General features: G+C 62.4%; 22 protein-coding genes. 15 read left to right on the top strand and 7 right to left on the bottom strand.

Annotation, left to right across the window (positions count from 1 at the left end):
- Positions 1-48: 48 nt before the first annotated feature.
- The 10 genes from K420_RS0116345 to dnaB all read left to right on the top strand — a co-directional run bounded on the left by K420_RS0116345 (position 49) and on the right by dnaB (position 9,038).
- Positions 49-798 carry an electron transfer flavoprotein subunit beta/FixA family protein gene (locus K420_RS0116345; protein WP_027458992.1) on the top strand — a complete coding sequence of 250 codons (750 nt, stop codon included), beginning with the start codon at positions 49-51 and terminating at the stop codon, positions 796-798.
- Positions 799-1,731, top strand: a complete 933-nt coding sequence (locus tag K420_RS0116340) for an electron transfer flavoprotein subunit alpha/FixB family protein (protein ID WP_027458991.1) — start codon at positions 799-801, stop codon at positions 1,729-1,731. It abuts the gene before it with no gap.
- A gap of 36 nt (positions 1,732-1,767) precedes the next feature.
- On the top strand, positions 1,768-2,433 hold the full coding sequence (locus K420_RS0116335; RefSeq protein ID WP_027458990.1) for an energy-coupling factor ABC transporter permease: 666 nt from the start codon (positions 1,768-1,770) through the stop codon (positions 2,431-2,433).
- A gap of 41 nt (positions 2,434-2,474) precedes the next feature.
- Positions 2,475-4,214 (top strand): type IV pilus assembly protein FimV, encoded by a 1,740-nt coding sequence (locus tag K420_RS0116330; protein WP_027458989.1) that lies wholly within the window; start codon positions 2,475-2,477, stop codon positions 4,212-4,214.
- A 5-nt stretch (positions 4,215-4,219) separates the two neighbouring features.
- A complete protein-coding gene (locus tag K420_RS0116325; protein ID WP_027458988.1) occupies positions 4,220-6,001 on the top strand; it encodes an acyl-CoA dehydrogenase in 1,782 nt (593 codons plus the stop codon).
- A 115-nt stretch (positions 6,002-6,116) separates the two neighbouring features.
- Positions 6,117-6,491 (top strand): 30S ribosomal protein S6, encoded by a 375-nt coding sequence (rpsF, locus tag K420_RS0116320; RefSeq protein ID WP_027458987.1) that lies wholly within the window; start codon positions 6,117-6,119, stop codon positions 6,489-6,491.
- The gene (gene priB, locus K420_RS20305; RefSeq protein ID WP_332308176.1) at positions 6,460-6,849 is read left to right on the top strand and encodes a primosomal replication protein N; all 390 of its coding nucleotides are present in this window, start codon (positions 6,460-6,462) and stop codon (positions 6,847-6,849) included. The genes rpsF and priB overlap by 32 nt, the downstream gene beginning before the upstream one ends.
- Entirely contained in the window at positions 6,821-7,096 is a 276-nt protein-coding gene (gene rpsR, locus K420_RS0116315) for a 30S ribosomal protein S18 (RefSeq protein ID WP_027458986.1), read from the top strand. The genes priB and rpsR overlap by 29 nt, the downstream gene beginning before the upstream one ends.
- A gap of 18 nt (positions 7,097-7,114) precedes the next feature.
- A complete protein-coding gene (gene rplI, locus K420_RS0116310) occupies positions 7,115-7,561 on the top strand; it encodes a 50S ribosomal protein L9 (protein WP_027458985.1) in 447 nt (148 codons plus the stop codon).
- Between the two features lie 67 nt (positions 7,562-7,628).
- A complete protein-coding gene (gene dnaB / locus K420_RS0116305) occupies positions 7,629-9,038 on the top strand; it encodes a replicative DNA helicase (protein ID WP_027458984.1) in 1,410 nt (469 codons plus the stop codon).
- A 38-nt stretch (positions 9,039-9,076) separates the two neighbouring features.
- Here the strand turns inward: dnaB and K420_RS0116300 are convergent, their stop codons facing one another.
- From K420_RS0116300 to K420_RS0116290, 3 genes are all read right to left on the bottom strand, one after another.
- Positions 9,077-10,354 (bottom strand): transglutaminase-like domain-containing protein, encoded by a 1,278-nt coding sequence (locus K420_RS0116300; RefSeq protein WP_051453205.1) that lies wholly within the window; start codon positions 10,352-10,354, stop codon positions 9,077-9,079.
- Positions 10,355-10,437: 83 nt separating this feature from the next.
- Positions 10,438-11,862: a PhoH family protein gene (locus K420_RS0116295; protein WP_027458982.1), complete on the bottom strand. Its 1,425-nt coding sequence runs from the start codon at positions 11,860-11,862 to the stop codon at positions 10,438-10,440.
- A gap of 29 nt (positions 11,863-11,891) precedes the next feature.
- On the bottom strand, positions 11,892-12,347 hold the full coding sequence (locus K420_RS0116290) for a peroxiredoxin (RefSeq protein ID WP_027458981.1): 456 nt from the start codon (positions 12,345-12,347) through the stop codon (positions 11,892-11,894).
- Positions 12,348-12,424: 77 nt separating this feature from the next.
- Here K420_RS0116290 and K420_RS0116285 point away from each other — a divergent pair, with 77 nt between their 5' ends.
- Both K420_RS0116285 and K420_RS0116280 read left to right on the top strand, forming a co-directional pair.
- Positions 12,425-14,569 (top strand): ABC transporter substrate-binding protein, encoded by a 2,145-nt coding sequence (locus K420_RS0116285; protein ID WP_027458980.1) that lies wholly within the window; start codon positions 12,425-12,427, stop codon positions 14,567-14,569.
- Positions 14,570-14,574: 5 nt separating this feature from the next.
- Positions 14,575-15,744, top strand: coding sequence for a methyltransferase (locus K420_RS0116280; protein WP_051453299.1), 1,170 nt, complete (start codon positions 14,575-14,577; stop codon positions 15,742-15,744).
- On the opposite strand, the gene K420_RS0116275 is transcribed toward K420_RS0116280, so the two are convergent.
- The 4 genes from K420_RS0116275 to K420_RS0116260 all read right to left on the bottom strand — a co-directional run bounded on the left by K420_RS0116275 (position 15,722) and on the right by K420_RS0116260 (position 19,202).
- Positions 15,722-16,390, bottom strand: coding sequence for an HAD family hydrolase (locus K420_RS0116275; RefSeq protein ID WP_035854949.1), 669 nt, complete (start codon positions 16,388-16,390; stop codon positions 15,722-15,724). The genes K420_RS0116280 and K420_RS0116275 overlap by 23 nt on opposite strands.
- Positions 16,383-17,081: a bifunctional 2-polyprenyl-6-hydroxyphenol methylase/3-demethylubiquinol 3-O-methyltransferase UbiG gene (gene ubiG / locus K420_RS0116270; protein ID WP_027458977.1), complete on the bottom strand. Its 699-nt coding sequence runs from the start codon at positions 17,079-17,081 to the stop codon at positions 16,383-16,385. The genes K420_RS0116275 and ubiG overlap by 8 nt, the downstream gene beginning before the upstream one ends.
- Positions 17,082-17,151: 70 nt before the next feature.
- Positions 17,152-17,811, bottom strand: coding sequence for an OmpA family protein (locus K420_RS0116265; protein WP_027458976.1), 660 nt, complete (start codon positions 17,809-17,811; stop codon positions 17,152-17,154).
- Positions 17,812-17,867: 56 nt separating this feature from the next.
- Positions 17,868-19,202, bottom strand: a complete 1,335-nt coding sequence (locus K420_RS0116260; protein WP_027458975.1) for a TRZ/ATZ family hydrolase — start codon at positions 19,200-19,202, stop codon at positions 17,868-17,870.
- Between the two features lie 98 nt (positions 19,203-19,300).
- Here K420_RS0116260 and gyrA point away from each other — a divergent pair, with 98 nt between their 5' ends.
- The 3 genes from gyrA to pheA are packed head-to-tail and all read left to right on the top strand — an operon-like array spanning position 19,301 to position 24,104.
- Positions 19,301-21,922: a DNA gyrase subunit A gene (gene gyrA, locus K420_RS0116255; RefSeq protein WP_027458974.1), complete on the top strand. Its 2,622-nt coding sequence runs from the start codon at positions 19,301-19,303 to the stop codon at positions 21,920-21,922.
- Positions 21,923-23,008: a 3-phosphoserine/phosphohydroxythreonine transaminase gene (gene serC / locus K420_RS0116250; RefSeq protein WP_027458973.1), complete on the top strand. Its 1,086-nt coding sequence runs from the start codon at positions 21,923-21,925 to the stop codon at positions 23,006-23,008.
- Between the two features lie 4 nt (positions 23,009-23,012).
- Positions 23,013-24,104 (top strand): prephenate dehydratase, encoded by a 1,092-nt coding sequence (pheA, locus tag K420_RS0116245; RefSeq protein WP_027458972.1) that lies wholly within the window; start codon positions 23,013-23,015, stop codon positions 24,102-24,104.
- The last annotated feature ends 1 nt before the right edge of the window (position 24,105 follow it).

Here is a 24,105-nt window from a genome sequence, read left to right as displayed (position 1 = left end):
CAGGCGAAGTCGCTGCAACAAATCTAACCAAGTAAGAGGAGAAGGCTTGTGAAGATTCTAGTTCCCGTCAAACGGGTCGTTGATTACAACGTGAAGGTCCGGGTCAAGGCCGACGGTTCGGGTGTTGATCTGGCCAACGTCAAGATGAGCATGAACCCCTTCGACGAAATCGCCGTCGAAGAAGCCGTCCGTCTGAAGGAAGCTGGCATTGCGACCGAGGTCGTTGCTGTTTCCTGCGGTGTGGCGGCCTGCCAGGAAACCCTGCGCACCGCCATGGCGATTGGTGCCGACCGCGGCATCCTGGTCGAAACCGACGCCGACCTCCAGCCGCTGGCCGTAGCCAAGCTGCTCAAGGCCCTGTGTGACAAGGAACAACCGCAACTCGTCATTTGCGGCAAGCAAGCCATCGACGACGACGCCAACCAGACCGGCCAGATGCTCGCTGCCCTGCAAAACTGGCCGCAAGCCACTTTCGCCTCCAAGGTGGTCATCGCCGACGGCAAGGCCACGGTCACCCGTGAAATCGACGGCGGCCTCGAAACCCTGGCGATCAGCCTGCCGGCGGTGGTGTCTACCGACCTGCGCCTGAACGAGCCGCGCTACGCCACCCTGCCCAACATCATGAAGGCCAAGAAGAAGCCGCTCGACACCGTCAAGCCGGCCGACCTCGGCGTCGACGTCACCCCGCGCCTGACCACCCTCAAGGTCAGCGAGCCGGCCAAGCGCAGCGCCGGCGTGCGGGTGGCCGATGTGGCCGACCTGGTGAACAAACTCAAGAACGAAGCGAAGGTGATCTAAATGGCTATCCTCGTTATTGCCGAACACGACAACGCCGCCCTCAAGGCCGCTACCCTGAATACCGTTGCTGCTGCCCAGAAGATCGGCGGCGACATTCACGTGCTGGTAGCCGGCGCCGACTGCGCCGCTGCTGCCCAGCAAGCCGCTCAACTGCAAGGCGTCGCCACGGTCAAGGTGGCCGATGCGGCCCACTACGCCGCACAAACCGCCGAAAACCTGACGGCCCTGGTCATCGCCCAGGCGGCCGGCTACAGCCACATCCTGGCTCCTGCCACCACCTTCGGCAAGAACCTCGCCCCGCGCGTCGCCGCGCTGCTCGATGTGGCCCAGATCTCTGAAATCACCGCCGTCGAATCGGCTGACACCTTCGTCCGCCCGATTTACGCCGGCAATGCGCTGGCTACCGTCAAGAGCGCCGATGCCGTCAAGGTCATCACTGTCCGCACCACTGCCTTCGATGCCATCGGTACTGGCGGTAGCGCGCCAGTCGAAGCCATCGCCCCGGCTGCCGACACTGCCCAAAGCCAACTGCAGAACCGCGAACTGACCAAGTCCGAGCGCCCCGAACTCGGCGCCGCCAAGATCATCGTCTCCGGTGGTCGTGGCCTGGGTAGCGGCGAGAATTACCACCAGCTGCTCGAACCGCTCGCCGACAAGCTGGGTGCTGCGCTGGGCGCTTCGCGTGCCGCGGTTGATGCCGGCTTCGTGCCGAACGACTATCAGGTTGGCCAGACCGGCAAGATCGTTGCCCCGCAGCTCTACCTCGCGATCGGTATTTCCGGCGCCATCCAGCATCTCGCCGGCATGAAGGATTCGAAGGTTATCGTTGCGATCAACAAGGATCCGGATGCGCCGATCTTCCAGATTGCCGATTATGGCCTGGTTGCCGACTTGTTCGAAGCCGTGCCGCAACTGGCCGCCGCTGTCGGGTAATACCGCAGACACCGGGGCTGGCACTAGAATAGCCCCATGAATCTGAACGATACCCTATTGGGCGAAGTGTGGTACTGGACGGCCTGGGTCGTCTGGCTACCGCTCTTCGCCCTTGCTCTTTGGCGCGCACCGTGGGCGCGCCTGAAGGATGGCGAGTTGCTCAACGTCTGGCTGGGCATGGTGGTCATGCTGACCTTGCTCTGGAGTCTGAAGGCCGGAGTCAAGCCCGGATTGGTCCTGCACTTGCTTGGCGCCACGGTGTTCACACTGAGTTTCGGGCCTTGGCTGGCCTTTGTCGGGCTATCGCTCGTTGCGCTGGGTGTCACGCTGAATGGTGCTGCCGGCCCGCTGGCCTATGCCATGAATGTGCTGCTGCAGGCGGGGCTTGGCGTTGGGTTGAGTCAGGCCTTCTTCCGCCTTTTTACCGCGGCTCTGCCGCGACATTTCTTCATCTACATCTTCATCAATGGTTTTCTCGGGGCGGCCCTGACGACGCTCGGCGTGGGGTTCGCCATCACATCCGTCCTCGCCCTGGCTGATGTTTATGCCTGGGACTACCTGATCAGCGAATATTTCCCCTATTTCCTGCTGCTGGCCTTTTCCGAGGCTTGGCTTTCCGGCATGGTGATCACGCTTTTCGTGGTCTATCGGCCGAATTGGATGCTGACCTTCGATGATTCCCGTTATCTGGCCGGGAAATAAGGGCTACAATTTCGATACTTTTGTCATCAGGGGCTGTTTTGTTGGATCGCGCGCTTGGCCGAACTTCGCTGTCGTTGCTGACTCTGCTGTTGTCCGGGCAGGTTTGGGCCATCGGCCTTGGCGACTTGCGCAGCCAGCCGGTGCTGGGTGAAAGCATCCGGCTTGAGGTGAGCCTGCTCGGTGTCGACCGGCAACGCATCGATCCGTCATGTTTCCGTCTCGCCCAGCCGGCCGGCGATGATTTGCCATGGTTGCGACGGGCCAGTTTTACGCTTCGCCAGGGGGCGGAGCCCATCCTGGAAATCCGTACCGATGCGCCATTGCGCGAGCCGGTCATGCAGATGACGATCCAGGTTGGCTGTGGCCATGAGATTTCCCGGACTTACATGCTGATGGCGTCTCCTCCTCGCCATGCTGCGATGACAACGCCTGCCTTGCGTCCGGATCGGCCTGCCGTGGTTGCGCCGGAAGGTCCCGTCGAGCGACGTCCCGTCCCGACGCGTACTTCGCAAGCAGTGGCCAAGGAAGCGCCTACCCGCCTGTCCTCCCGGAAAGCAGCGAGTCAGCCCGGCGAGCGAGGGATTCCGGATCGCCTGCTGTTGTCCGGCGGGGAGTTGACCGTCGGCGAACCGTCGTTGCGCCTGGCGACTGAATTGTTGGGTGAAGCCTCAGCGAAGGAGGCCCAGCGCGACATCCTGCGCCTTGAATACCGGATGTTGATGGCCTTGCATGAGCAAGCCTTTTCCCAGATGGCGGCGGCGGAAAAGCTGCGCAACATGGAGGGCGCCCTGACTGAACTGCAGGCCCGTGCTGCCGATTTTGCGCAACGGGTGGAGAAGGATGGTGCTACCCCGCTGGCCGCGACAGCCGCGGATCAGGTGTCGACACCACTCAAAACCGCAGAAAAACCTGCCCCGGCTGCGCCGAAGGAAACCGGGGCCAGCCGTGCACCCGAAGAAACCCCGTGGAGTGTTTACGGCCTGCTGCTGGGTGTCCTGCTCGGCCTGGGGGGCTGGATCGGCTGGCGCCGATATCGTGAGGGCAAGGAAAGCCCTGCCGCCACCGAATTGCCGCTCGCAGTGCCCGAGGTGCGGGTCGATCCCAAACGGGAGGAGGAGCGCGAAGAGCCGGGTGGAATCGACCTCCCGGTTGAGCCTGCCGCCATGGGCATGCCGATGCAGGTCGATTTTGATCTGCTTGGCCAAACCCATCCCGAAACGGTGGTGGAGCCGGTAGAGCCGGCCAAGGCACCGGTTCCCGATTCCGTGCTGTCGATCAACGCCACGACGCTGGATGAGCACTTCGAGGCCAACCCGGTCATGGAACTGGCCGACATCATGTTGTCCTTTGGTCGGGTCAAGGGGGCAGCGCAGGCGTTGCAGGAATTCATCGACCACAATCCACAGGAGGCTCTGCAGCCCTGGATCCGCCTGATGGATGTTTACCGCATGGCCGGCATGCGGGCCGAATTCGAGCAGGTGGCGCGCAATCTCAATCAGCATTTCAACGTCGAAGTGCAGAGCTGGGAGGGCGGGGCCGCCGCACTGGGCGATCTCCTCGCCGAGAACGTGTCCAGCGGTCCGCGCCCGCAGTCCCTGGAGGACATGCCGCGCCTGATGAATGCCGTGCTCGATTTGTGGGAATCCGGCGACGTGGTCGGGTATCTGTATCAACTGTTGCGTGACAATCGCGGCGGCCAGCGGCAGGGATTCGCCTTGCCCGTGGTCGACGATATTTTGTTCCTGATCGAACTAAAAGAAACCGCCAATCGAATGGAGTGAGACCTATGAGCGAATATGTTGCACCTTTAAAAGATATCCGTTTTGCCATGCAGGATCTGGCTGGCCTGGATCAGGTCGTGGCCTTGCCGGGATGTGAGGAAGCCTCGCCCGATGTGGTCGATGCCATCCTGGAGGAGGCGGCCAAGTTCGCTGGCGAGGTGTTGTCGCCGCTCAACCGCATTGGCGACACCAATGGTGCCAAATGGCACGACAAGCAGGTGAGATCGTCGCCGGGGTTCAAGGAAGCCTATCGCCAGTTTGTCGACAATGGCTGGAACGGTCTCGGTTGTGAACCGGACTTCGGCGGCCAGGGTTTGCCGAAAGTGGTATCGACGGCAGTCAGCGAAATGTGGAAGGCCGCCAATCACGCCTTCTCGCTGTGTCCGATGCTCACCCAGGGGGCGATCGAGGCGCTGACCATTGCTGGCTCCGAGGAGCAGAAGGCGGCCTACCTGCCCAACCTGATTTCTGGCGAATGGACGGGCACCATGAACCTGACCGAGCCGAGTGCCGGCTCCGACCTGGCTGCCGTGCGCAGTCGCGCCGAGCCGGTCGGTGATGGCACCTACCGGATTTTCGGCCAGAAGATTTTCATCACCTGGGGTGAGCACGACATGACGGACAACATTGTCCATCTCGTGCTGGCCCGGACACCGAATGCACCGGAAGGTGTCAAGGGTATTTCCCTGTTCGTCGTGCCCAAGTTCCTGCTCAAGGCCGACGGCACGCCGGGCGAGCGCAACGACGTTTATTGCGTATCGATCGAGCACAAGCTCGGCATCCACGGCAGCCCGACGGCGGTGCTGGCCTTTGGCGACAACGGCGGTGCCATCGGTACCCTGGTCGGCGAGGAGAATCGCGGCCTGGAGTACATGTTCATCATGATGAACGCTGCCCGCTTCAACGTCGGCCTGGAGGGCCTGGGCGATGCCGAGCGCGCCTACCAGCGTGCCGTGACTTATGCCAGGGATCGCGTCCAGGGTACCGAACTGGGTGTCAAGGGTGGTCCGAAGGTGCCGATCATCAAGCATCCGGATGTCCGCCGCATGCTGATGTCGATGCGTTCACGCATCGAGGCCATGCGGGCATTGGCCTATGTGACGGCGGCGGCGCAGGATAACGCCCACTGCAATCCGGATGAAGTCCAACGCAAGAAAGGGCAGGCTTTTACCGACCTGATGATTCCGGTGGTCAAGGGCTGGAGTACCGAGAGTGCCATCGACATTGCCTCGCTTGGCGTTCAGGTGCATGGCGGCATGGGTTTCATCGAGGAAACCGGTGCTGCCCAGCACCTGCGCGACGCCCGCATCACGGCCATCTACGAAGGGACGACTGCCATTCAGGCCAACGACCTGATCGGCCGCAAGATTGCTCGGGAACAGGGTGTCACCATCAAGGCCGTGATCGCCGAGATGCGGGCCGATGCGGCGAAACTGGATGGTAACCTGGCTGGCATCGGCGCCCGTCAGCAGGCTGGCATCGATGCCGTGGAAAAGGCCGTCGACTGGATTGTCGCCAACTTCAAGGAGCACCCCAAGGCAACCCACGCCGGCGCCGTGCCCTTCCTGTTCCTGCTGGGTATCGTCGCCGGCGGTTGGCAGATGGGGCGGGCGGCGCTGATCGCGCGCGAGCGGATCGCAGCCGGCGACAGTGATCCGTTCTGGCCTGCCAAGCTGGCGACGACGCGTTTCTTCGCCGATCATTTCCTGACCCAGGCTGCTGGTCTCGCCGAGTCCGTGGTGGATGGTGCGGCCGGCGCCCTGGACATGGCCGACGACAGTTTCTGACGGCAACGCGTCATTCTGCATCATCCAAGCCCGCGATTGCTGTTATAATCGTGGGCTTTTCAACCTTGCCCTACCGCAAACGCATGGCGGAGGGTTCATCCCAAAAGGAGTTTGCATGCGCCATTACGAAATCTGCTTTATCGTCCATCCGGACCAAAGCGAACAAGTGCCCGGCATGGTCGAGCGCTATCGCTCCATCGTGACCACCAAGGGCGGCCAGATCCACCGTCTGGAAGACTGGGGTCGCCGCCAGTTGGCTTACCCGATCCAGAAGATCCACAAGGCCCACTACGTTCTGATGAACATCGAGTGCGACGGCGAGACGCTGAACGAACTCGAGCATTCGTTCAAGTTCAACGACGCCGTGCTGCGCCACCTCACCGTCAAGATGAAGGCTGCCGTGACGACTCCTTCCCCGATGATGAAGGAAGAGAAGTCCAAGTCCCTGCTCGCCGGCGGTGAAGCTGCCGCTGAACCGGCTGCTGCCTGATAACCCATATCGGTACGGGATAGAACGGCTGAACGACATCGCGATCTCCGGTCAACTGGTCGAGCGCAAAGCCTTGCGCTACACGCCAGCCGGGGTTCCGGTCAGTGAGGGAAGGCTGCAGCACAGCTCCTCGCAGATCGAAAACGGTGCCGAACGCCTGGTGGAAGTCGAACTTCCTGTCGTGGCCCTCGGTGAAAATGCCCGTTGGCTGCAAGCAGCTCCTCTCGGAGGAATGCTGAAAGCGACAGGATTTCTCGCTGCCAGAAGCCGGAACAGCAAAGCGCCCGTACTGCATGTGAACACACTCGAATTTTTGGAAGGAAACGAAAATGGCTCGATTCTTCAAGAAGAAGGATGACGACAAGAAAAAGAAGCGCGGCGGCGGTCTGTTCAAGCGTCGCAAGTTCTGCCGCTTCACTGCTGAAAAAGTCGAACAGATCGACTACAAGGATGTGGATGTCCTGAAGGAATACATCCAGGAAAACGCCAAGATCATGCCGGCTCGTCTGACCGGCACCAAGGCCGGCTATCAGCGCCAGTTGGGCACCGCCATCAAGCGCGCCCGCTTCCTGGCCCTGCTGCCGTACACCGACAACCATCAATAATTCTCGGGGAGACGAAACATGCAAATCATTCTGCTCGAAAAGGTTGTCAACCTCGGTAACCTCGGCGATGTCGTCAAAGTCAAGGACGGTTACGCCCGTAACTTCCTGATCCCGCAAAAGAAGGCCAAGCGCGCTACGCCGGCTGCCATGGCTGAGTTCGAAGCACGTCGTGCCGAACTGGAAAAGGCTGCCGCCGAGAAGCTGGCCGCCGCCCAGGCTGTCGCCGAAAAGATGACCGGTACCGCCGTAACCGTGACCCGAAAGGCCGGTATGGATGGCCGTCTGTTCGGTTCCGTCGGTAACGCCGATATCGCCGAGGCCCTCAAGGCTGCCGGTTTCGATGTCGACAAGTCGGCCGTCCGGATGCCGGAAGGCCCGCTCAAGGCGATTGGCGAGTTCCCGCTCGATATCGCCCTGCACACCGACGTGCTGGCCAACATCACCGTGACCGTGGCTGCCGAGTAATACCGGCTCCATCGTCACCCGGAAAGGCTCCGCAGTTGCGGAGCCTTTTTAATTTAAACTCTCCGCCATGAATCAGCGCCCAGCCAAACCCAAGATTTCCGACGCCACCCTGGATTCCCTGCGCGTCCCGCCGCATTCCATCGAGGCCGAACAGTCGGTGCTCGGCGGCTTGTTGCTCGACAACCAGGCCTGGGACCGGATCGGCGATCAGGTGACTGACACCGATTTCTATCGTGACGAGCACCGGCGCATTTTCCGGCAGATTCGCAACCTGCTGGAGAAAGCCAAACCGGCCGACGTGGTGACCGTGGCGGAAGCCCTGGATGCCGCCGGGGAGGGGGAGCAGACCGGCGGTCTGGCCTACCTCGGTGAACTTGCAGCCAATACGCCTTCGGCTGCGAATATCCGGCGCTATGCCGAGATCGTCCGTGAGCGGGCCGTCCTGCGCCAACTGGTGGCAACGGCCGACGAGATCGCGGCTGACGCACTCAATCCGCTCGGTCGGGACGCTGAAACCCTGCTTGATGAGGCCGAGTCCAAGATTTTCAAGATCGCCGAAGCTGGCGCCGGGCACAACGAAGGCTTCGTGCACATCAATCCCTTGTTGACCCAGGTGGTCGAGCGTATTCAGGAATTGCACGACCGCGACAACCCGTCGGACATTACCGGGGTGCCGACCGGCTTCATCGATCTCGACCAGAAGACCTCCGGTTTCCAGCCGGGCGACCTGATCATTGTTGCCGGCCGACCCTCGATGGGTAAGACGGCCTTTGCCCTGAATATCGCCGAGAACGTGGCGGTCGATTCCGGCCTGCCGGTTGGTGTGTTCTCGATGGAAATGGGGGGCGCCCAACTGGCGACACGTATGCTGGCCTCCATTGGCCGCCTGAACTCGCAGAGCCTGCGTACCGGGCGGATGAGTGACGACGAATGGTCGAAGCTGTCCTTCGCACTGGGCAAGTTGCACGAGGCGCCGATCTATATCGACGAAACAGGCGGTTTGAGCCCGGCCAACCTGCGCGCCCGGGCGCGGCGCCTGGCGCGCCAGTACGGCGGCAAGCTCGGTTTGCTGGTCATCGACTACATCCAGCTGATGTCGGGCAACAAGCAGGGTGAGAACCGGGCAACCGAGGTGTCGGAAATTTCGCGCTCGATCAAATCGCTGGCCAAGGAACTGCAGGTGCCCATCGTCGCCCTGTCGCAGCTGTCGCGTAAAGTCGAGGAGCGGACCGACAAGCGCCCGATGATGTCCGACTTGCGCGAATCAGGCGCCATCGAGCAGGATGCCGACGTGATCCTGATGATGTACCGCGACGAGTACTACAACAAGGAAAGCCAGGACAACAAGGGGATGGCCGAGGTCATCATCGGCAAGCAGCGTAACGGCCCGACCGGCACGGTACGCCTCGCCTTCCTGGGTGAATACACGCGCTTCGAAAATCTTGCCAGCGGCGGTTTCGTCGATTCACCGAATTGACGACAGGCCGGCACCGCTGGCCGGCCCGCCCCGCGTTTTCAGATCACCACCTGCCGCGTCTTGATACTGTATTGCGTGGCATCGCTCACTGAGCGGCCGGCAATTTCCAGTTGCGGGTGAAGCAGGAAGGGCATCGTCGCCTGTTTGCCGGGCAAGGCGATATCGGTGCCCAGGTTGAAGGCGATCCAGTTCATTTCCCACACCCCGAACAGTACCTTGCGTAGCGAGAGCAGCTTGCTGTCGCGGTCGGACAGGGCGTCTATGGCGATGGCCCGGCGGACGTCGCTCGGATCGACCGGAATCCAGCCGTAGCCCGGGACGTAGAACTCGGCCCGGACGTGCTGCCCGCGGGTGGCGTCGTCACCGGCGATCCCCAGGCTGCGGAAGAGTCGGGAAGAGCCGGTACGCAAGCCATAGACACAGCGGGCCGGGATGCCGATGGCCCGGCAGATGCCGACAAACAGGCCGTTGATGTCCGCCGAGCGACCGCCGTACTGCCCGCTGATCAGCTGCTGCCGTACGTCGCCGGTACCGCAGCCGGGCAGGCTGGGGTCGTAGATACTGTTGTCCACGACCCAGTCGTAGATCGCTTTCGCCTGCGCCACGGGATCCTTGATGCGGCCGAGTATGCGTTCGCCCAGCTGGAAGGCCAGGCCGTCGTTGGGAATCAATTGGGAGGCTTGCAGGTTGCGGCGCAGGATATCGTCCCGCTCCGGCGCAACCGTGCGTTTGGTGATGTCGAAATGGCGGTCTGCCGTGGTCACCAGGGTGGTCAGTTGCAAGCGGGCATCGGCATCATCCGGCCATTCGCAGTGGAAAACCTCGAGGTCGCCGTCCGGCAGGCGCCGCATGCTGGCGGTTGCCGGGTTGCCGCTCCACGAATGGCCAAGCGTGCGTTGATAGAGTGTGTCCTGGTTGAGCGGCAGGGGGAGCCACAAACGGACTGGGCCGCCCTTGGCCCTCAGGTTGATGGTGGTCGTGATTTCGTAGGTGCGCCACTCGGCGGGGGGCTCCGGCGCCTTGACCGGAGGCAGGCGGGAAGCCGATGTGCCTTGTGGCGGGCGCTCGATGATCGGGTCGTCAGCCGTGTGGACAACCGGCTGTTGCGGCTTGTAGGTGACGGGTTGCTTGCCGCGCAGGCCGCGTGCCGACGTGGTATTGCTGACGTTACGGGCATTGGGTTTGCTGCCGGCCTTGGCCCTGGTGGTGGCGGCAGGCTTGGTACCGGTGGCCGGTTTGGTTTTCTTTGCTGCCCAGGCATCGGATACGAGCAGGGACAGAGCAGCGGCGGACGCCAGAAAATTGCGACGTTTCAAAAGACTCCTCCGGCGGAAATACTCCGTGGCTGAAACGAAAAGGCCGTGTCACTGACACGGCCCCTTGAATTGAATGCTTAAAATTATAGCACTTCGGCTGCGTGGTCAGCCAGACGGGAGCGCTCGCCTCTTTGTAACGTGATGTGACCGGAATGCGGCCAGCCCTTGAAGCGATCGACGACGTAGGTCAGGCCGGAACTGCCCTCCGTCAGGTAGGGCGTGTCGATCTGCGCGATATTGCCGAGGCAGACCACCTTGGTACCCGGGCCGGCGCGGGTGATCAGCGTCTTCATCTGTTTCGGCGTCAGGTTCTGCGCCTCGTCGATGATCAGGTATTTCTTCAGGAAGGTACGGCCGCGCATGAAGTTGAGTGACTTGACCTTGATCTTTGAGCGGACGATGTCGTTTGTCGCCGCCTTGCCCCAGTCGCCGCCGTAGGGGCTGCTGCTGTCGTCGGCGTGGGTGAGCACTTCGAGGTTGTCCTCCAGTGCTCCCATCCACGGGGCCATCTTCTCTTCCTCGCTACCCGGCAGGAAGCCGATGTCCTCCCCAACCGGCACGGTGACACGGGTCATGATGATTTCGGCGAAGCGCTTGTTTTCCAGGGTCTGGTTCAGGCCGGCGGCCAGCGTCAGCAGGGTCTTGCCGGTGCCCGCCTGGCCCAGCAGGGTGACGAAATCGATATCCGGGTTCATCAGCAGGTTGAGGGCGAAATTCTGTTCGCGATTGCGCGCCGTGATGCCCCATACGGCATTCTTCGGGTGGGTGTAGTCGACCAGGGTTTCGAGCACGGCGCTCTTGCCGGCGGTTTCCTTGACGATGGCCGCGAAACCGTCGCTTTCGAGCCAGACGAATTCATTGATCAGCAGCTGTGGGCAGAGCGGGCCGTTCACCTTGTAGTAGGTCTTGGTTTCCTTCTTCCAGGACTCCATGCCCTTGCTGTGCTTCTCCCAGAAGTTGTCGGGCAGGGCGCGCGTGCCGGAATAGAGGATGTCGGTATCCTCCAGCACCTTGTCGTTGAAGTAGTCCTCGGCCAGCAGGTTCAGCGCCCGCGACTTGATGCGCATGTTGATGTCTTTCGACACCAGAATGACCGGCCGCTTGGGGAATTTCTTCTGCAGGTGAATGACCACCGAGAGAATCTGGTTGTCGACCTTGGAGGTCGGCAGGCCCTGTGGCAGCTCGCCACTGATTGCCTCGGTCTGCAGGTAGAGCCGGCCGCTGGCCAGCTTGTTCGACGGGCCGTAGAGGTCGATGCCTTCATCGATATCGACGTCATCGTGGGCCAGCATCTCGTCGAGCATGCGCGAGGCCTGGCGGGCATTGCGGGCGATTTCCGACATGCCCTTCTTGTGGTTGTCGAGTTCCTCGAGCGTCATGATCGGCAGGAAGATGTCGTGTTCCTCGAAGCGGAACAGGCAGCTCGGGTCGTGCATCAGCACGTTGGTGTCGAGGACGAAGATCTTGGTAACGGCGGGCTTCTTGGCTGCTGCTGGTTTGCGCGGCATGGGATGGGCCTTTGGTCGGGGTGGGGGAATCAGAGGGTCTTGACGAAATCGAGCACTTCCTGGACATGGCCGGTCACCTTGATGCCCCGCCATTCGCGGCGCAGCACGCCGGCACGGTCGATGACGAAGGTCGAGCGCTCGATGCCGCGGCAGGGCTTGCCGTACATCATCTTGTCCTTGATGACGTCGAACAGCGTGCAGACGGTCTCATCCTTGTCGGAACCGAGTTCGAAGGGGAAAGCCTGCTTGGATTTGAAGTTCTCGTGCGACTTCAGACTGTCGCGTGAAATGCCGAGGATGACGGCGCCCGCTGCGGCGAATTCGGCATGCAGGTCGCGGAAGTTCTGTCCCTCGGTGGTGCAGCCCGGCGTGCTGTCCTTGGGGTAGAAATAGATGACGACGACCTTGCCGGCCTGCTCGGCCAGGTTGAAGGTGGTATCGCTGGTCGCGGGCAGCGAGAAGTCGGGGATTTGGGTATCGAGCATGGACTGCCTTTTTGTTGTGAGTGTGGTTCATTGTGGTCAATGGGCAGGTGGCTGGTCAAGTTGCTAAACTGCCGGCCATGCGAAAAATCTGCGCCAGCCTCGTCAGCGTCCTTCTCCTGTCTGCCTGTGGGCAGGCCTGGAACGATCCCTATCCGGCCAGCGATGCCGGCCGCAACATCCTGTACACGGCCTTTACCGATCGCCCGAAGCACCTCGATCCGGCCCAGTCCTATACCGAAGACGAGGCCACTTTCACCGCCCAGATTTACGAACCGCCCTTGCAGTATCACTACCTGAAGCGGCCCTACGAGCTGATCCCGGCGACCGTCGAGCAGGTGCCGGTGCCCCGCTATTACGATACGGCTGGCCGGGAACTGCCGCACGATGCACCAGTCGAGCGGATTGCCGAAAGTGTCTATGAATTGAAACTGAAGCCCGGCATCCGCTTCCAGCCGCACCCGGCCTTTGCGTTGGATGGGCAGGGTAAGCCGGCATACCTGGGGAACGAGATTGCGGCAGGGCGCCAGGCGATCCGTGACTTTCCCCTGGTGGGCACGCGTGACCTGACAGCCGACGACTACATTTACCAGATCAAGCGTCTCGCCCATCCGCGGCTGCATTCGCCGATCTTCGGCATGATGGCCGACAAGATCGTCGGCCTCAAGGAATTGGGCGAGAACCTGCAGAAGGCGGCGCAGGCCCAACCGGCCGCTGCCTGGCTCGACCTCGACGCCCACGGTTTGAGCGGAGTCGAGAAGGTCGATACCCTGACCTGGCGTATCCGGATCAAGGGCAAATACCCGCAATTTACCTACTGGCTGGCCATGCCCTTCTTTGCCCCCGTGCCGCGCGAGGTTGATCGCTTCTACGCCCAGCCCGGCATGGCGGAAAAGAACCTGACGCTCGATTGGTGGCCGGTCGGTACCGGGCCGTACCTGCTGTCCGAGAACGATCCGAATCGCCGCATGGTGTTGTCGCGCAACCCGAATTTCCACGGCCAGACCTATCCCTGCGACGGTGAACCGGGCGATCGGGAGGCTGGCCTGCTGGCGGATTGCGGCAAGGCGCTGCCGTTCATCGATCAGGCGGTATTCACCCGCGAGAAGGAGGCGATACCCTACTGGAACAAATTCCTGCAGGGCTATTACGACGCCTCGGGCATTTCATCCGACAGCTTCGATCAGGCCGTGCGCGTCAACGTCGGTGGGGATGTCGCCCTGACCGACGAAATGCGTGACAAGGGCATCCGCCTGCTGACCTCGGTCAAGACTTCGACTTTCTACATGGGTTTCAACATGCTCGACCCGGTTATTGGCGGGCTTGGCGAGCGGGCAACCAAGCTGCGCCAAGCCATCTCGATCGCCATCGACCAGGAGGAGTTCATCTCCATCTTCCAGAACGGGCGGGGCATCGCGGCGCAAAGCCCCCTGCCGCCGGGTATCTTTGGCTACGAAGCGGGTGAGGCCGGCATCAACCGCGTGGTGTACGACTGGGTCGATGGCAAGGCCAGGCGCAAGCCGGTCGAGGTGGCTCGGCAACTGGTGGCCGAGGCAGGTTACCCGAATGGGCGCGACGCAAAGACCGGCGAGCCGCTGGTCGTCAACCTCGATACCACCGGCGGCGGGATGGGCGAGAAATCCCGCCTCGACTGGCTGACCCGCCAGTTCGCCAAGATCGACATCCAGCTCGTCATTCGCTCGACCGATTTCAACCGTTTCCAGGACAAGCTGCGCAAGGGCAACGTGCAGCTCTATTACCTCGGCTGGAATGCCGACTATCCCGATCCGGAGAACTTTTTCTTCCTGCTCAACGGCGACGAGGCGCGGGTCGGCAAGGGGGGCGAGAACTCGTCGAACTACGCCAATCCCGAATTCGACCGCCTGTTCGCGCAGATGAAGAACATGGACAACACGCCGGAGCGCCTGGCCATCGTCCGCCAGATGAACCGCCTACTGCAGCACGACGCGCCCTGGGTATTCGGCCTGCACCCGAAGAGCTACACCCTCGGCCATCGCTGGCTGAAGAACCGCAAGCCGAACGATGTCGGCAACAACATCCTGAAATACCAGCGGATCGATCCGGCTGAGCGGGGGGCGGCGCGGCGCACCTGGAATCAGCCGGTGCTGTGGCCCTTGGTGGCTGGCTTCGTGGTTCTCGCGCTGGCGGTCGTGCCGGCCGTGCTCGGTTATCGGCGCCGCGAACGGCGAGCCGCTCTCCGTTGAGTCGCTTGGCCGAACGCCGGCAGCGGCTGGATGCCCTGCTCCTGGCTTGTCGCTCGCTCTGGCATGCGCAGCCTTTTCGCGAGTTGCGGCCGGCCTGGTGCGAAACCTGGCCGGCCCTGACCGACGAATTGCTGGCTTTGCCGGATGCGACGGTCGTCGCCCTCAACGATGACTGCGAAGCAGCCTTGGCCTACCTGGCCCGCCATCTGCAGGAACTGGCCGAACTCCCCGCCCTGACCTCGATTTCACCGCGGCCGGTAAGCCCGCTTGGCACCCAAGGGGCGCGCTGGGCCTGGGAAGTTCCCGGGCGCAAGCAAGGGCAGATCGAAGCCTTCGCCGCGGCCTGCCAGCCATCCGGCGCGAGCTTACTCGACTGGTGTGGCGGCAAGGGACATCTCGGGCGGCGCCTGGCACTCGAATGGCGTTTGCCGGTGCATACCCTGGAAATCGACCCGGTGCTATGTGCGGAGGGGAGCAAGCTGGCCGGCAAGCTGCCGATCGAACAGCATTTCTGGCAGCGCGATGCGCTATCCGTCACCGACTGGCCGCAGACCGGCCAGCATGCCGTCGCGTTGCATGCCTGTGGCGAATTGCACCGTCGATTGATCACGCAGGGCTGTGCGGCCGGGGTCCGTCATTTCGACATGGCGCCGTGCTGCTATTACCGTGGCGTTGAGCAGGTCTATCAGCCGCTGGCCGGAACCGGGCCCCTTAGCCTGACCCGGGATGATACCCGGCTGGCGGTTACCGAAACGGTAACCGCCTCGCCGCGCCTGGCCCGGCAGCGGGATCGCGAGATGGCCTGGAAGCTGGGTTTCGACCTCTTTCGCCGGGAGGTTTCCGGGAGCGCCTATCGCAGCTTCAAACCCGTGCCAGCCGCCTGGTTCCGCAGCAGCTTTGTTGAATTTCTGCAGCAGATGGCCCGTCGCGAAGGCTTGTCGCCGGAAGTGGCCGGGCGCCTGGCCGGGCGACTGGAGGGGCAGGGCTGGCAGCGGCAACGCGAGGTGATGCGCCTGTCCATCGTGCGCCATGCCTTTCGGCGCGCCCTGGAAGTCTGGCTCGTACTCGACCTCGCCGCTTATCTCGAAAACAGCGGCTACACCGTGGAGCTGGGTACGTTCTGCCAACGCCGGCTGACGCCGCGTAACCTACTTATTTCGGCGAGACGCGTCTAGCGATATGGAGGGTCAGTTCGGCCGGATGGTCGATGATCAGGTCGGCGCCCCAGGTGTGTACCGGGCCACTGTCGCCAAGGTAGCCGTAGCTGACGGCCACGGTGAAGCAGCCCGCCGCCTTGCCGGCGACGATGTCGCGCCGGTCATCGCCGACGTACCAAGTGCGCTGCGGATGGCAGTCGAGCAACTGGCAGGCGTGCAGGATGGGGAGCGGGGAGGGCTTGGCCTCGGCCGTCGTGTCGCCACTGACCACGCAGGTGGTGCGCGGCGTTAGCCCGAGGCGCTCGACCAGGGGATCGGTAAAGCGCATCCGCTTGTTGGTGACGATGCCCCAGCCGAGTTCATGCGCCTCCAGTGCATCGAGCAGTTCGGGAATGCCGTCGAACAGTCGGGTTGCCTGGCACAGGCGTGCGGCGTAGAGATCGAGAAAGCGTTGCGCGCGGGGCGCGTAGGTCGGATGGCTGCTGTCGATGTCGAAGGCGGCCTTGAGCAGGCCACGTACCCCCTGCGAGGTATAGGGGCGGAGGAATTCGAGGGGCTTTGCCGCTCGCCCTTCCTCGCGCAACAGCACATTGGCCGCATCGCCCAGATCGGGCGCCGTGTCGGCCAGGGTGCCGTCAAGATCGAAAAGGACAGCTTCAAGCATGCCGCGTGGCACGCATCAGGTAATTGATGCTGGTGTCGCGGCTCAGGGAATAACGCTGGGTCAGCGGGTTGTAGCTCATGCCGACCAGCTCGTCCGGTTCCAGGTTGGCCAGCTTGGCCCAGCGCACCAGTTCCGAAGGCTTGATGAACTTGGCATAGTCGTGGGTACCCTTGGGCAGCATTTTCAGGATGTACTCGGCGCCCAGTACGGCGAAGAGGTAGGACTTGGGTGTCCGGTTCAGCGTCGACAGGAAAACCTGGCCACCCGGTTTGACCAAGCGCGCGCAGGCGGTGATGATGCTGGAAGCATTTGGAACGTGTTCCAGCATTTCGAGGCAGGTCACCGCATCGAATGCGCCAGGCATTTCGTCGGCCAGCGCCTCGGCGGATATCTTGCGGTAATCGACCTTGTGGCCACTTTCCAGCAGATGCAGCCGGGCGATGCCGAGCGGCTTTTCCGAAAGATCGATGCCGGTCACATTGGCGCCGCGTGCCGCCATTCCCTCGGACAGCAGGCCGCCACCGCAACCAACGTCAAGCACGCGCTTGCCGGCTAGCCCAACGCTCTGGTCAATCCAGTCGAGACGCAGGGGGTTGATGTCATGCAGCGGCTTGAATTCGCTGTTCGGATCCCACCAGCGGTGGGCAAGATCTCCAAATTTGTCGAGTTCGGCTTGGTCGGCGTTGAGCATGGTTTTCGCAAATGGCAGGGAAAAGAAAAAGCCCTGCCGAGGCAGGGCTTTTCGGTACGGCGTCGGCGGATTACTTGGTGCCGATGACTTCGATGTCGACGCGGCGGTCCGGCTGCAGGCAGTCGATCAGTGCCTTGGTCTTCTTGTCGCCCTTGCACTTGTTGCCGGTGACCGGCTGCTTCTCGCCCTTGCCTTCGGTGTAGACGCGGTTGGCTTCGATGCCCTTGGCAACCAGGTATTCCTTGACGGCGGCAGCGCGCTTCTCGGACAGCTTCTGGTTGTAGGAATCGGAACCGATGCGGTCGGTGTGGCCGACGGCCAGGATCACTTCCAGCTTGATTTCCTTGGCCTTGGCAACCAGCTCGTCGAGCTTGGCCTTGCCTTCCGGACGCAGGACAGCCTTGTTGAAGTCGAACAGGGCGTCAGCGGCGACGGTGATCTTCTCGCCGGTCGGCTTGACGCCGGCCGGGGCGGCGGCGGCACCTGCCGGAGCGGACTTCGGCTCGCAGGCTTCCTTCGGCAGCAGGTCCTTGTCGCACTCGCAACCGGCCTTGTCCTGGGCGGCGGCAGCCGGGGTCCAGTAGCCATCGCGCCAGCACAGGCCGAAACCGCTCTTGGCGACGACGTCGCGCTGGTCGATCAGGTAGACGCGCTCCTGCGCGACAGCGGACAAACCGATACCGGCCAGCAGGGCCAGAACCAGGGACTTCTTGGCGATGTTTTTGATCATTGTTTTCCCTCATTGAAGAAAATTTTGGAAATCTCTTAACCCGTACCAAGGCCTAGTCACTGCCTGTGGCGGAATTCCAAAACATTCTGCCATAGCGCCAAGGCAGATTCCAAGTCATTTTGGTTGTCGATCCGCAAAGTTTTGTTGTCTACGCAACACTTTCCGGCCACCCAGACGTGGGTGACGTTCTCCCGGCCAGCAACGTTGATGAGGTGAGCAAGCGGGTCGAAGCAGGGGCGGCTTTCCGGGTCGCCGAGACTGACGGCACAAAGGTCGGCCTGCTTGCCCGGGGCGAGTGAGCCGATCTCGCTGGCCAAGCCAAGCGCACTGGCGGCACCGAGGGTCGCCATGTGCAGCACTTCGCCCGCTGGCAAGGCACTGGCGTCGCCGCTCGTGCCCTTGGCGAGCAGGGCGGCAAGACGCATTTCGCCGAACAGGTCGAGGCGGTTGTTGCTCGCCGCGCCATCGGTGCCGAGGCCGAGATTGATGCCGGCCTGTCGCATTTGCGCCACAGGTGCAAAGCCGCTGGCCAGTTTCAGGTTCGAGGTCGGGCAATGAGCGATGTTGCTGCCGGTACTGGCGAGCAGTTCGATTTCGGCTGGGTCGAGATGTACGGCGTGCACACCGATGAAGTTGGGGCCAAGCAAGCCAAGGCCGTGCAGGCGGGCCAGCGGGCGTCGCCCATGCTGTTTCAGGCTGTCTTCGATCTCCTGTCGCGTTTCGTGGATGTGGCAGTGGATCGGCAGGTTGAGTTGTTCCGATAGCGTCAGGACGTGCTCGAAAGTGTCGTTGGAGACGGTGTAAGGGGCATGCGGTGCCAGGCAGAACTGAATCAGCTTGTTGTCATGCCACTTCTCGCGGACAGCCAGGCCTTTGGTTAGGTAGTCCTCGGCGTCGCTGGCAAACGGCGTCGGGAATTCCAGGGTGGTGATGCCCAGTGTGGCGCGCATGCCCATCTCCGAGGCAGCACGGGCGGCAGCATCGGGAAAGAAATACATGTCATTGAAGCAGGTAACGCCGCTCTTGAGCATTTCGGCACAGGCTAGGCGGGTGCCGTCATAGACGAATTGTGCCGACAGGTGCGCGCTTTCGGTCGGCCAGATGTGCTTTTGTAGCCATTCCATCAGCGGCAGATCATCGGCGATGCCGCGCATCAAGCTCATCGCAGCGTGGGTGTGCAGGTTGATCAGGCCAGGAATCAGGATGTGGTCCGGCAGGACGTGCAGGGTGCGCGGCGAATAGCGGGGGCGGGCTTCGCTGGCCGGCAGGATGGCCTTGATCCGGCCCTTGTCGATGGCGACGGCATGGTTTTTGAGCACCGTGTCGGATTCGACCGTGGCAACCCAGCGGGCCTCGATCAGAAGGTCGATCACTTCGGGTGTGTTTGTCATGGAAATCGGCATCTGTGCGTTGAATGCGGCATGTTAAAATAACAAATTACGCTCGATTCAACCAATAAAGCGCCGTCGCGGCGGCGCGGATGTGAGACATGGACCAATTCGCCAAAGAAACATTGCCGATCAGCCTCGAAGACGAGATGCGGCGTTCCTATCTCGATTACGCCATGAGCGTCATCGTCGGCCGGGCGTTGCCGGATGCGCGTGACGGCCTGAAGCCGGTGCATCGCCGCGTGCTGTACGCGATGCACGAAACGAACAACGTCTGGAACCGTCCCTTCGTCAAGTGTGCCCGCGTCGTCGGCGAGGTCATGGGTAAGTACCACCCGCACGGTGATTCGGCGATTTACGACACCCTGGTTCGCATGGCGCAGGATTTCTCGCTGCGCTACACGCTGGTCGATGGCCAGGGCAACTTCGGCTCGATCGACGGCGACAACGCCGCCGCCATGCGTTACACCGAATGCCGCCTTGATCGCATTGCGTCCGACCTGACGGCCGACATCGACAAGGAAACGGTCGATTTCGAACCGAACTACGACGGCAAGGAACTTGAACCCTCGGTCCTGCCGACGCGCATCCCGAACCTGTTGATCAACGGCTCGGCCGGTATCGCGGTCGGCATGGCGACCAACATTCCGCCGCACAACCTGAACGAGGTCGTTGCCGGCTGCCTGGCGCTGCTGGAAAACCCGGCAATCACCATCGACGACCTGATCGACATCATCCCGGCCCCGGACTTCCCGACCGCCGGCCTGATCTACGGCGTGATGGGCGTGCGCGAGGGCTACAAGACCGGCCGCGGCCGCGTCGTGATGCGCGCCCGGACGCACTTCGAGGACATCGGCAAGGGCGACCGCCAGGCGCTGATCGTCGACGAGATTCCCTACCAGGTGAACAAGAAGTCGCTGATCGAAAAGATCGCCGAGCTGGTCAACGAGAAGCGGATCGAAGGCATTTCCGACATCCGCGACGAGTCCGACAAATCGGGCATGCGCATCGTCATCGAACTGAAGCGCGGCGAGGTCGGCGAGGTCATCCTCAACAACCTGTACAAGCAGACGCAGTTGCAGGACACCTTCGGCATGAACATGGTCGCGCTGGTCGACGGCCAGCCGCGCCTGTTGAACCTGAAGCAGGCGCTGGAGTGCTTCCTGTCGCACCGCCGCGAGGTGGTCACCCGGCGCACGGTCTTCGAACTGCGCAAGGCGCGCGAACGCGGTCATATCCTGGAAGGCCTGGCCGTCGCGCTGTCCAATGTCGATGAAATCATCGCCCTGATCAAGGCCGCGCCGACGCCGCCGGATGCCAAGGTAGGGCTGATGGGGCGCACCTGGCGCAGCCCGGTGGTTGAGGAAATGCTGGCCCGGGCGGCTTCCGATGCTTCGCGTCCGGATGGCTTGCTGCCGGAATTCGGCTTGTCAGCGCAGGGTTATCGCCTGTCCGACACGCAGGCCCAGGCGATTTTGGAACTGCGCTTGCAGCGCCTGACCGGCCTGGAGCAGGACAAGATCGTCGGCGAGTACAAGGAAGTCATGGACAAGATCGTCGACCTGCTCGACATCCTGGCCAAGCCGGAGCGCATCACGGCGATCATCGTCGATGAACTGAACGCCGTGCGCGAGCAGTACGGTGATGAGCGCAAGTCCGAGATCGTGCTGCACACGCAGGAACTCGGCATCGAAGATTTGATCACACCGACCGACATGGTGGTCACCCTGTCGCATGGCGGCTACATCAAGGCGCAACCGCTGGCCGACTACCGCGCCCAGAAGCGCGGCGGGCGCGGCAAGCAGGCGGCGGCGATCAAGGATGAGGATTTCATCGATCATCTCTTCGTTGCCAATACGCACGACTACATTCTGTGTTTCTCGAACCGCGGCCGCTGCTACTGGCTCAAGGTTTACGAAGCGCCGCAGGGTAGCCGGGCCAGCCGTGGCAAGCCGATCGTCAATCTCTTCCCGCTCGAAGAAGGTGAGAAGATCAATGCGGTGCTGCCGGTGAAGGAATTCGTCGACGACAAGTTCATCTTCATGGCTACCCGTGACGGCACGGTCAAGAAGACGCCGCTGTCCGACTTCTCCAACCCGCGCAAGGCCGGCATCATCGCCGTCGACCTGCTGGATGACGACTACTTGATCGGTGTCGAGCTGACCACTGGCCAGAGCGACATCGTGCTCGTCTCGGACGCCGGCAAGGCGGTCTGGTTCGACGAGGAGGATGTCCGCCCGATGGGCCGTGGCGCGCGTGGCGTGCGCGGCATGAAGCTGCAGGAGGGCCAGAAGGTGATCTCGCTGCTGGTTGCCGAGAGCGATCAGCAAACGGTTCTGGTCGCCACCGAAAACGGCTTTGGCAAGCGCACCGTGCTGGCCGACTTCCGCCATTCCGGTCGGGGCACCCAGGGCGTCAAGGCGATTGCCGATTCCGAGCGTAACGGCGTGGTGATCGCGGCCAAGCTGGTCGACGACAACGACGAGGTGATGCTGATCACCACCGGCGGTGTGCTGATCCGCACCCGCGTCTCGGAAATCCGTGGCATGGGCCGGGCGACGCAGGGCGTCACGCTGATTTCGCTGGACGACGGCGAGAAGCTGGCCGGTCTGGAGAAGGTAGCCGAGTCGGTCGCCGAGAACGACAATGAAGGCGAAGCGCCGCTCACTGCGGACAACCCCGCCGAGGGGGCAGGCGCAGACAACGAAGGCGGAGAGGCTTAAATGACTCGCATCCACAATTTCAGCGCTGGCCCGGCGGCCTTGCCCGAAGAGGTACTCAAGCAGGCCCAGGAAGAACTGCTCGACTGGCACGGTTCCGGTTGTAGCGTGATGGAGATGAGCCATCGCGGCAAGGAGTTCACTAGCATCATCGAGCAGGCCGAAGCCGACCTGCGCGAGTTGATGGGGATCCCCGAGCAGTACAAGGTGCTGTTCCTGCAGGGCGGGGCGACACAGCAGTTCGCGCAGATCCCGATGAACCTGCTGGCCGGCCGTTCAGCCGACTACATCGTGACCGGCTCGTGGTCGAAGAAGGCCTTCAAGGAAGCGCAGCGCATTGGCAATGTCCGTTGCGCCGCGACGACCGAAGCGAGCAATTTCACCCGTCTGCCGGTCGCCGAGGAGATCAAACTCGATCCGTTCGCCGCCTACCTGCACGTGTGCACCAACGAGACGATCCACGGCGTGGAGATTCCGGCCGAGCGTATCGCCGATACCGGTGTGCCACTGGTCGCCGACATGTCCTCGCACATCCTGTCGCGCCCGGTCCCGGTCGAGAAGTTCGGCCTGATCTACGCCGGGGCGCAAAAGAACATCGGCCCTTCCGGTGTCACGCTGGTCATTATTCACCGCGACCTGCTCGGCATGGCGCCGCTGACCATCCCGACTGTGATGGATTACGCGGTGATGGCCGAAAACGGCTCGATGCTGAACACGCCGCCGACCTACGGCATCTACATCGCCGGCCTGGTTTTCCAGTGGCTGAAGCGGCAGGGCGGCCTGGAAGGCATGGCCAGGATCAATGCTGAAAAGGCGCGCATCCTGTACGCGTGCATCGACCAGTCCGGCGGCTTCTACCGTAACCCGGTCGATGCGGATTGTCGTTCGGCAATGAATGTGCCTTTCGTATTGGCCAATCCGGATCTGGACGCCAAGTTCCTGGCCGAGTCCAAGGCGGCCGGCCTCGCCTCGTTGAAGGGGCACAAATCGGTCGGCGGCATGCGCGCCTCGATCTACAACGCGGTCTCGCTGGAGTCGGTGCAGGCGCTGGTCGCTTTTATGAACGAGTTCGCCAAACGCAACGGATAAGACCATGAGCGACGATCTGCAAAAGGCCCTGGCCGGCGTCCGTGCCGACATTGATCGCATCGATGGCGAGTTGCTCAAGCTGCTCAACGAACGGGCCCGTTGTGCCCAGCGCGTCGGCGCGATCAAGGCTGAGCATGGCGACGCAGGCTACATCTACCGTCCCGAGCGCGAGGCGCAGGTCTTGCGTCGCTTGCAGGACACCAATCCCGGACCGCTGGCAAACGAGAACATCACCTTCTTCTTCCGCGAGGTGATGTCAGCCTGCCTGTCGCTCGAAGAGCCGCTCGGCATTGCCTTCCTCGGCCCGCTCGGTACTTTTTCCGAATCGGCGGCGACCAAGCATTTCGGCCACGCCGCCCGCCTGCTGCCGCAGACGTCGATCGACGACGTATTCCGTGAGGTCGAGGCGGGGCATGCCCATTACGCCGTGGTACCGGTCGAGAATTCGACCGAAGGGGCGGTTGGGCGGACGATGGACCTGCTGCTATCCACGCCGCTCAGGATTTGTGGCGAGGTCGTGCTGCGTATCCACCAGAACCTGCTGTCCCGCGAAACCGATTTCAGCCAGATTGCCAAGGTCTACTCGCATGCCCAGTCGCTGGCCCAGTGCCACGAATGGCTGAATCGCATGCTGCCCAATGCCCAGCGTATCTCGGTCGGCAGTAATGCCCAAGCTGCCCAGAAGGCCGCCGAGGAGCCGGGCACGGCGGCCATTGCCGGCGAGGCCGCCGCCGCCCGCTACGAGCTGCCCAAGCTGGTCGAGAACATCGAGGACGAGCCGAACAACACCACGCGCTTCCTCGTCCTCGGCAAGCACGATGCCGGCCCCTCGGGGCGTGACAAGACGTCGTTGATCATGTCCGCGCCCAACCGCACCGGTGCGCTGCATGAACTGTTGCAGCCGCTTTCCGCCGCCGGCGTCTCGATGTGCCGCCTGGAGTCCCGCCCAGCCCGCAATGCGTTGTGGGAGTACGTGTTTTATGTCGATATCGAAGGCCATCGTGATGAGCCGGCAATCAAGGCAGCACTCGACAAGCTGGCTGCCTCCGCTGCTTATCTGAAAACTCTCGGGTCCTACCCGGTCGCCGTTTACTGAG

This window comes from Dechloromonas agitata is5 (genome assembly GCF_000519045.1).
GTDB lineage: Bacteria > Pseudomonadota > Gammaproteobacteria > Burkholderiales > Rhodocyclaceae > Azonexus > Azonexus agitatus.
Note: the sequence above shows the minus strand (reverse complement) of the source record. Positions and strands in the feature narration are given on the sequence as shown.

Bases quoted from the DNA above. Each gene is read 5' to 3' on its own strand.
- ubiG (WP_027458977.1), bottom strand. From the start codon at position 17,081: ATGCTCAACGCCGACCAAGCCGAACTCGACAAATTTGGAGATCTTGCC.
- K420_RS0116260 (WP_027458975.1), bottom strand. From the start codon at position 19,202: ATGACAAACACACCCGAAGTGATCGACCTTCTGATCGAGGCCCGCTGG.
- K420_RS0116265 (WP_027458976.1), bottom strand. From the start codon at position 17,811: ATGATCAAAAACATCGCCAAGAAGTCCCTGGTTCTGGCCCTGCTGGCC.
- dnaB (WP_027458984.1), top strand. From the start codon at position 7,629: ATGAATCAGCGCCCAGCCAAACCCAAGATTTCCGACGCCACCCTGGAT.
- K420_RS0116325 (WP_027458988.1), top strand. From the start codon at position 4,220: ATGAGCGAATATGTTGCACCTTTAAAAGATATCCGTTTTGCCATGCAG.
- rplI (WP_027458985.1), top strand. From the start codon at position 7,115: ATGCAAATCATTCTGCTCGAAAAGGTTGTCAACCTCGGTAACCTCGGC.
- pheA (WP_027458972.1), top strand. From the start codon at position 23,013: ATGAGCGACGATCTGCAAAAGGCCCTGGCCGGCGTCCGTGCCGACATT.
- rpsR (WP_027458986.1), top strand. From the start codon at position 6,821: ATGGCTCGATTCTTCAAGAAGAAGGATGACGACAAGAAAAAGAAGCGC.
- K420_RS0116340 (WP_027458991.1), top strand. From the start codon at position 799: ATGGCTATCCTCGTTATTGCCGAACACGACAACGCCGCCCTCAAGGCC.
- K420_RS0116335 (WP_027458990.1), top strand. From the start codon at position 1,768: ATGAATCTGAACGATACCCTATTGGGCGAAGTGTGGTACTGGACGGCC.
- K420_RS0116295 (WP_027458982.1), bottom strand. From the start codon at position 11,862: ATGCCGCGCAAACCAGCAGCAGCCAAGAAGCCCGCCGTTACCAAGATC.
- gyrA (WP_027458974.1), top strand. From the start codon at position 19,301: ATGGACCAATTCGCCAAAGAAACATTGCCGATCAGCCTCGAAGACGAG.
- serC (WP_027458973.1), top strand. From the start codon at position 21,923: ATGACTCGCATCCACAATTTCAGCGCTGGCCCGGCGGCCTTGCCCGAA.
- rpsF (WP_027458987.1), top strand. From the start codon at position 6,117: ATGCGCCATTACGAAATCTGCTTTATCGTCCATCCGGACCAAAGCGAA.
- K420_RS0116285 (WP_027458980.1), top strand. From the start codon at position 12,425: ATGCGAAAAATCTGCGCCAGCCTCGTCAGCGTCCTTCTCCTGTCTGCC.
- K420_RS0116290 (WP_027458981.1), bottom strand. From the start codon at position 12,347: ATGCTCGATACCCAAATCCCCGACTTCTCGCTGCCCGCGACCAGCGAT.
- K420_RS0116275 (WP_035854949.1), bottom strand. From the start codon at position 16,390: ATGCTTGAAGCTGTCCTTTTCGATCTTGACGGCACCCTGGCCGACACG.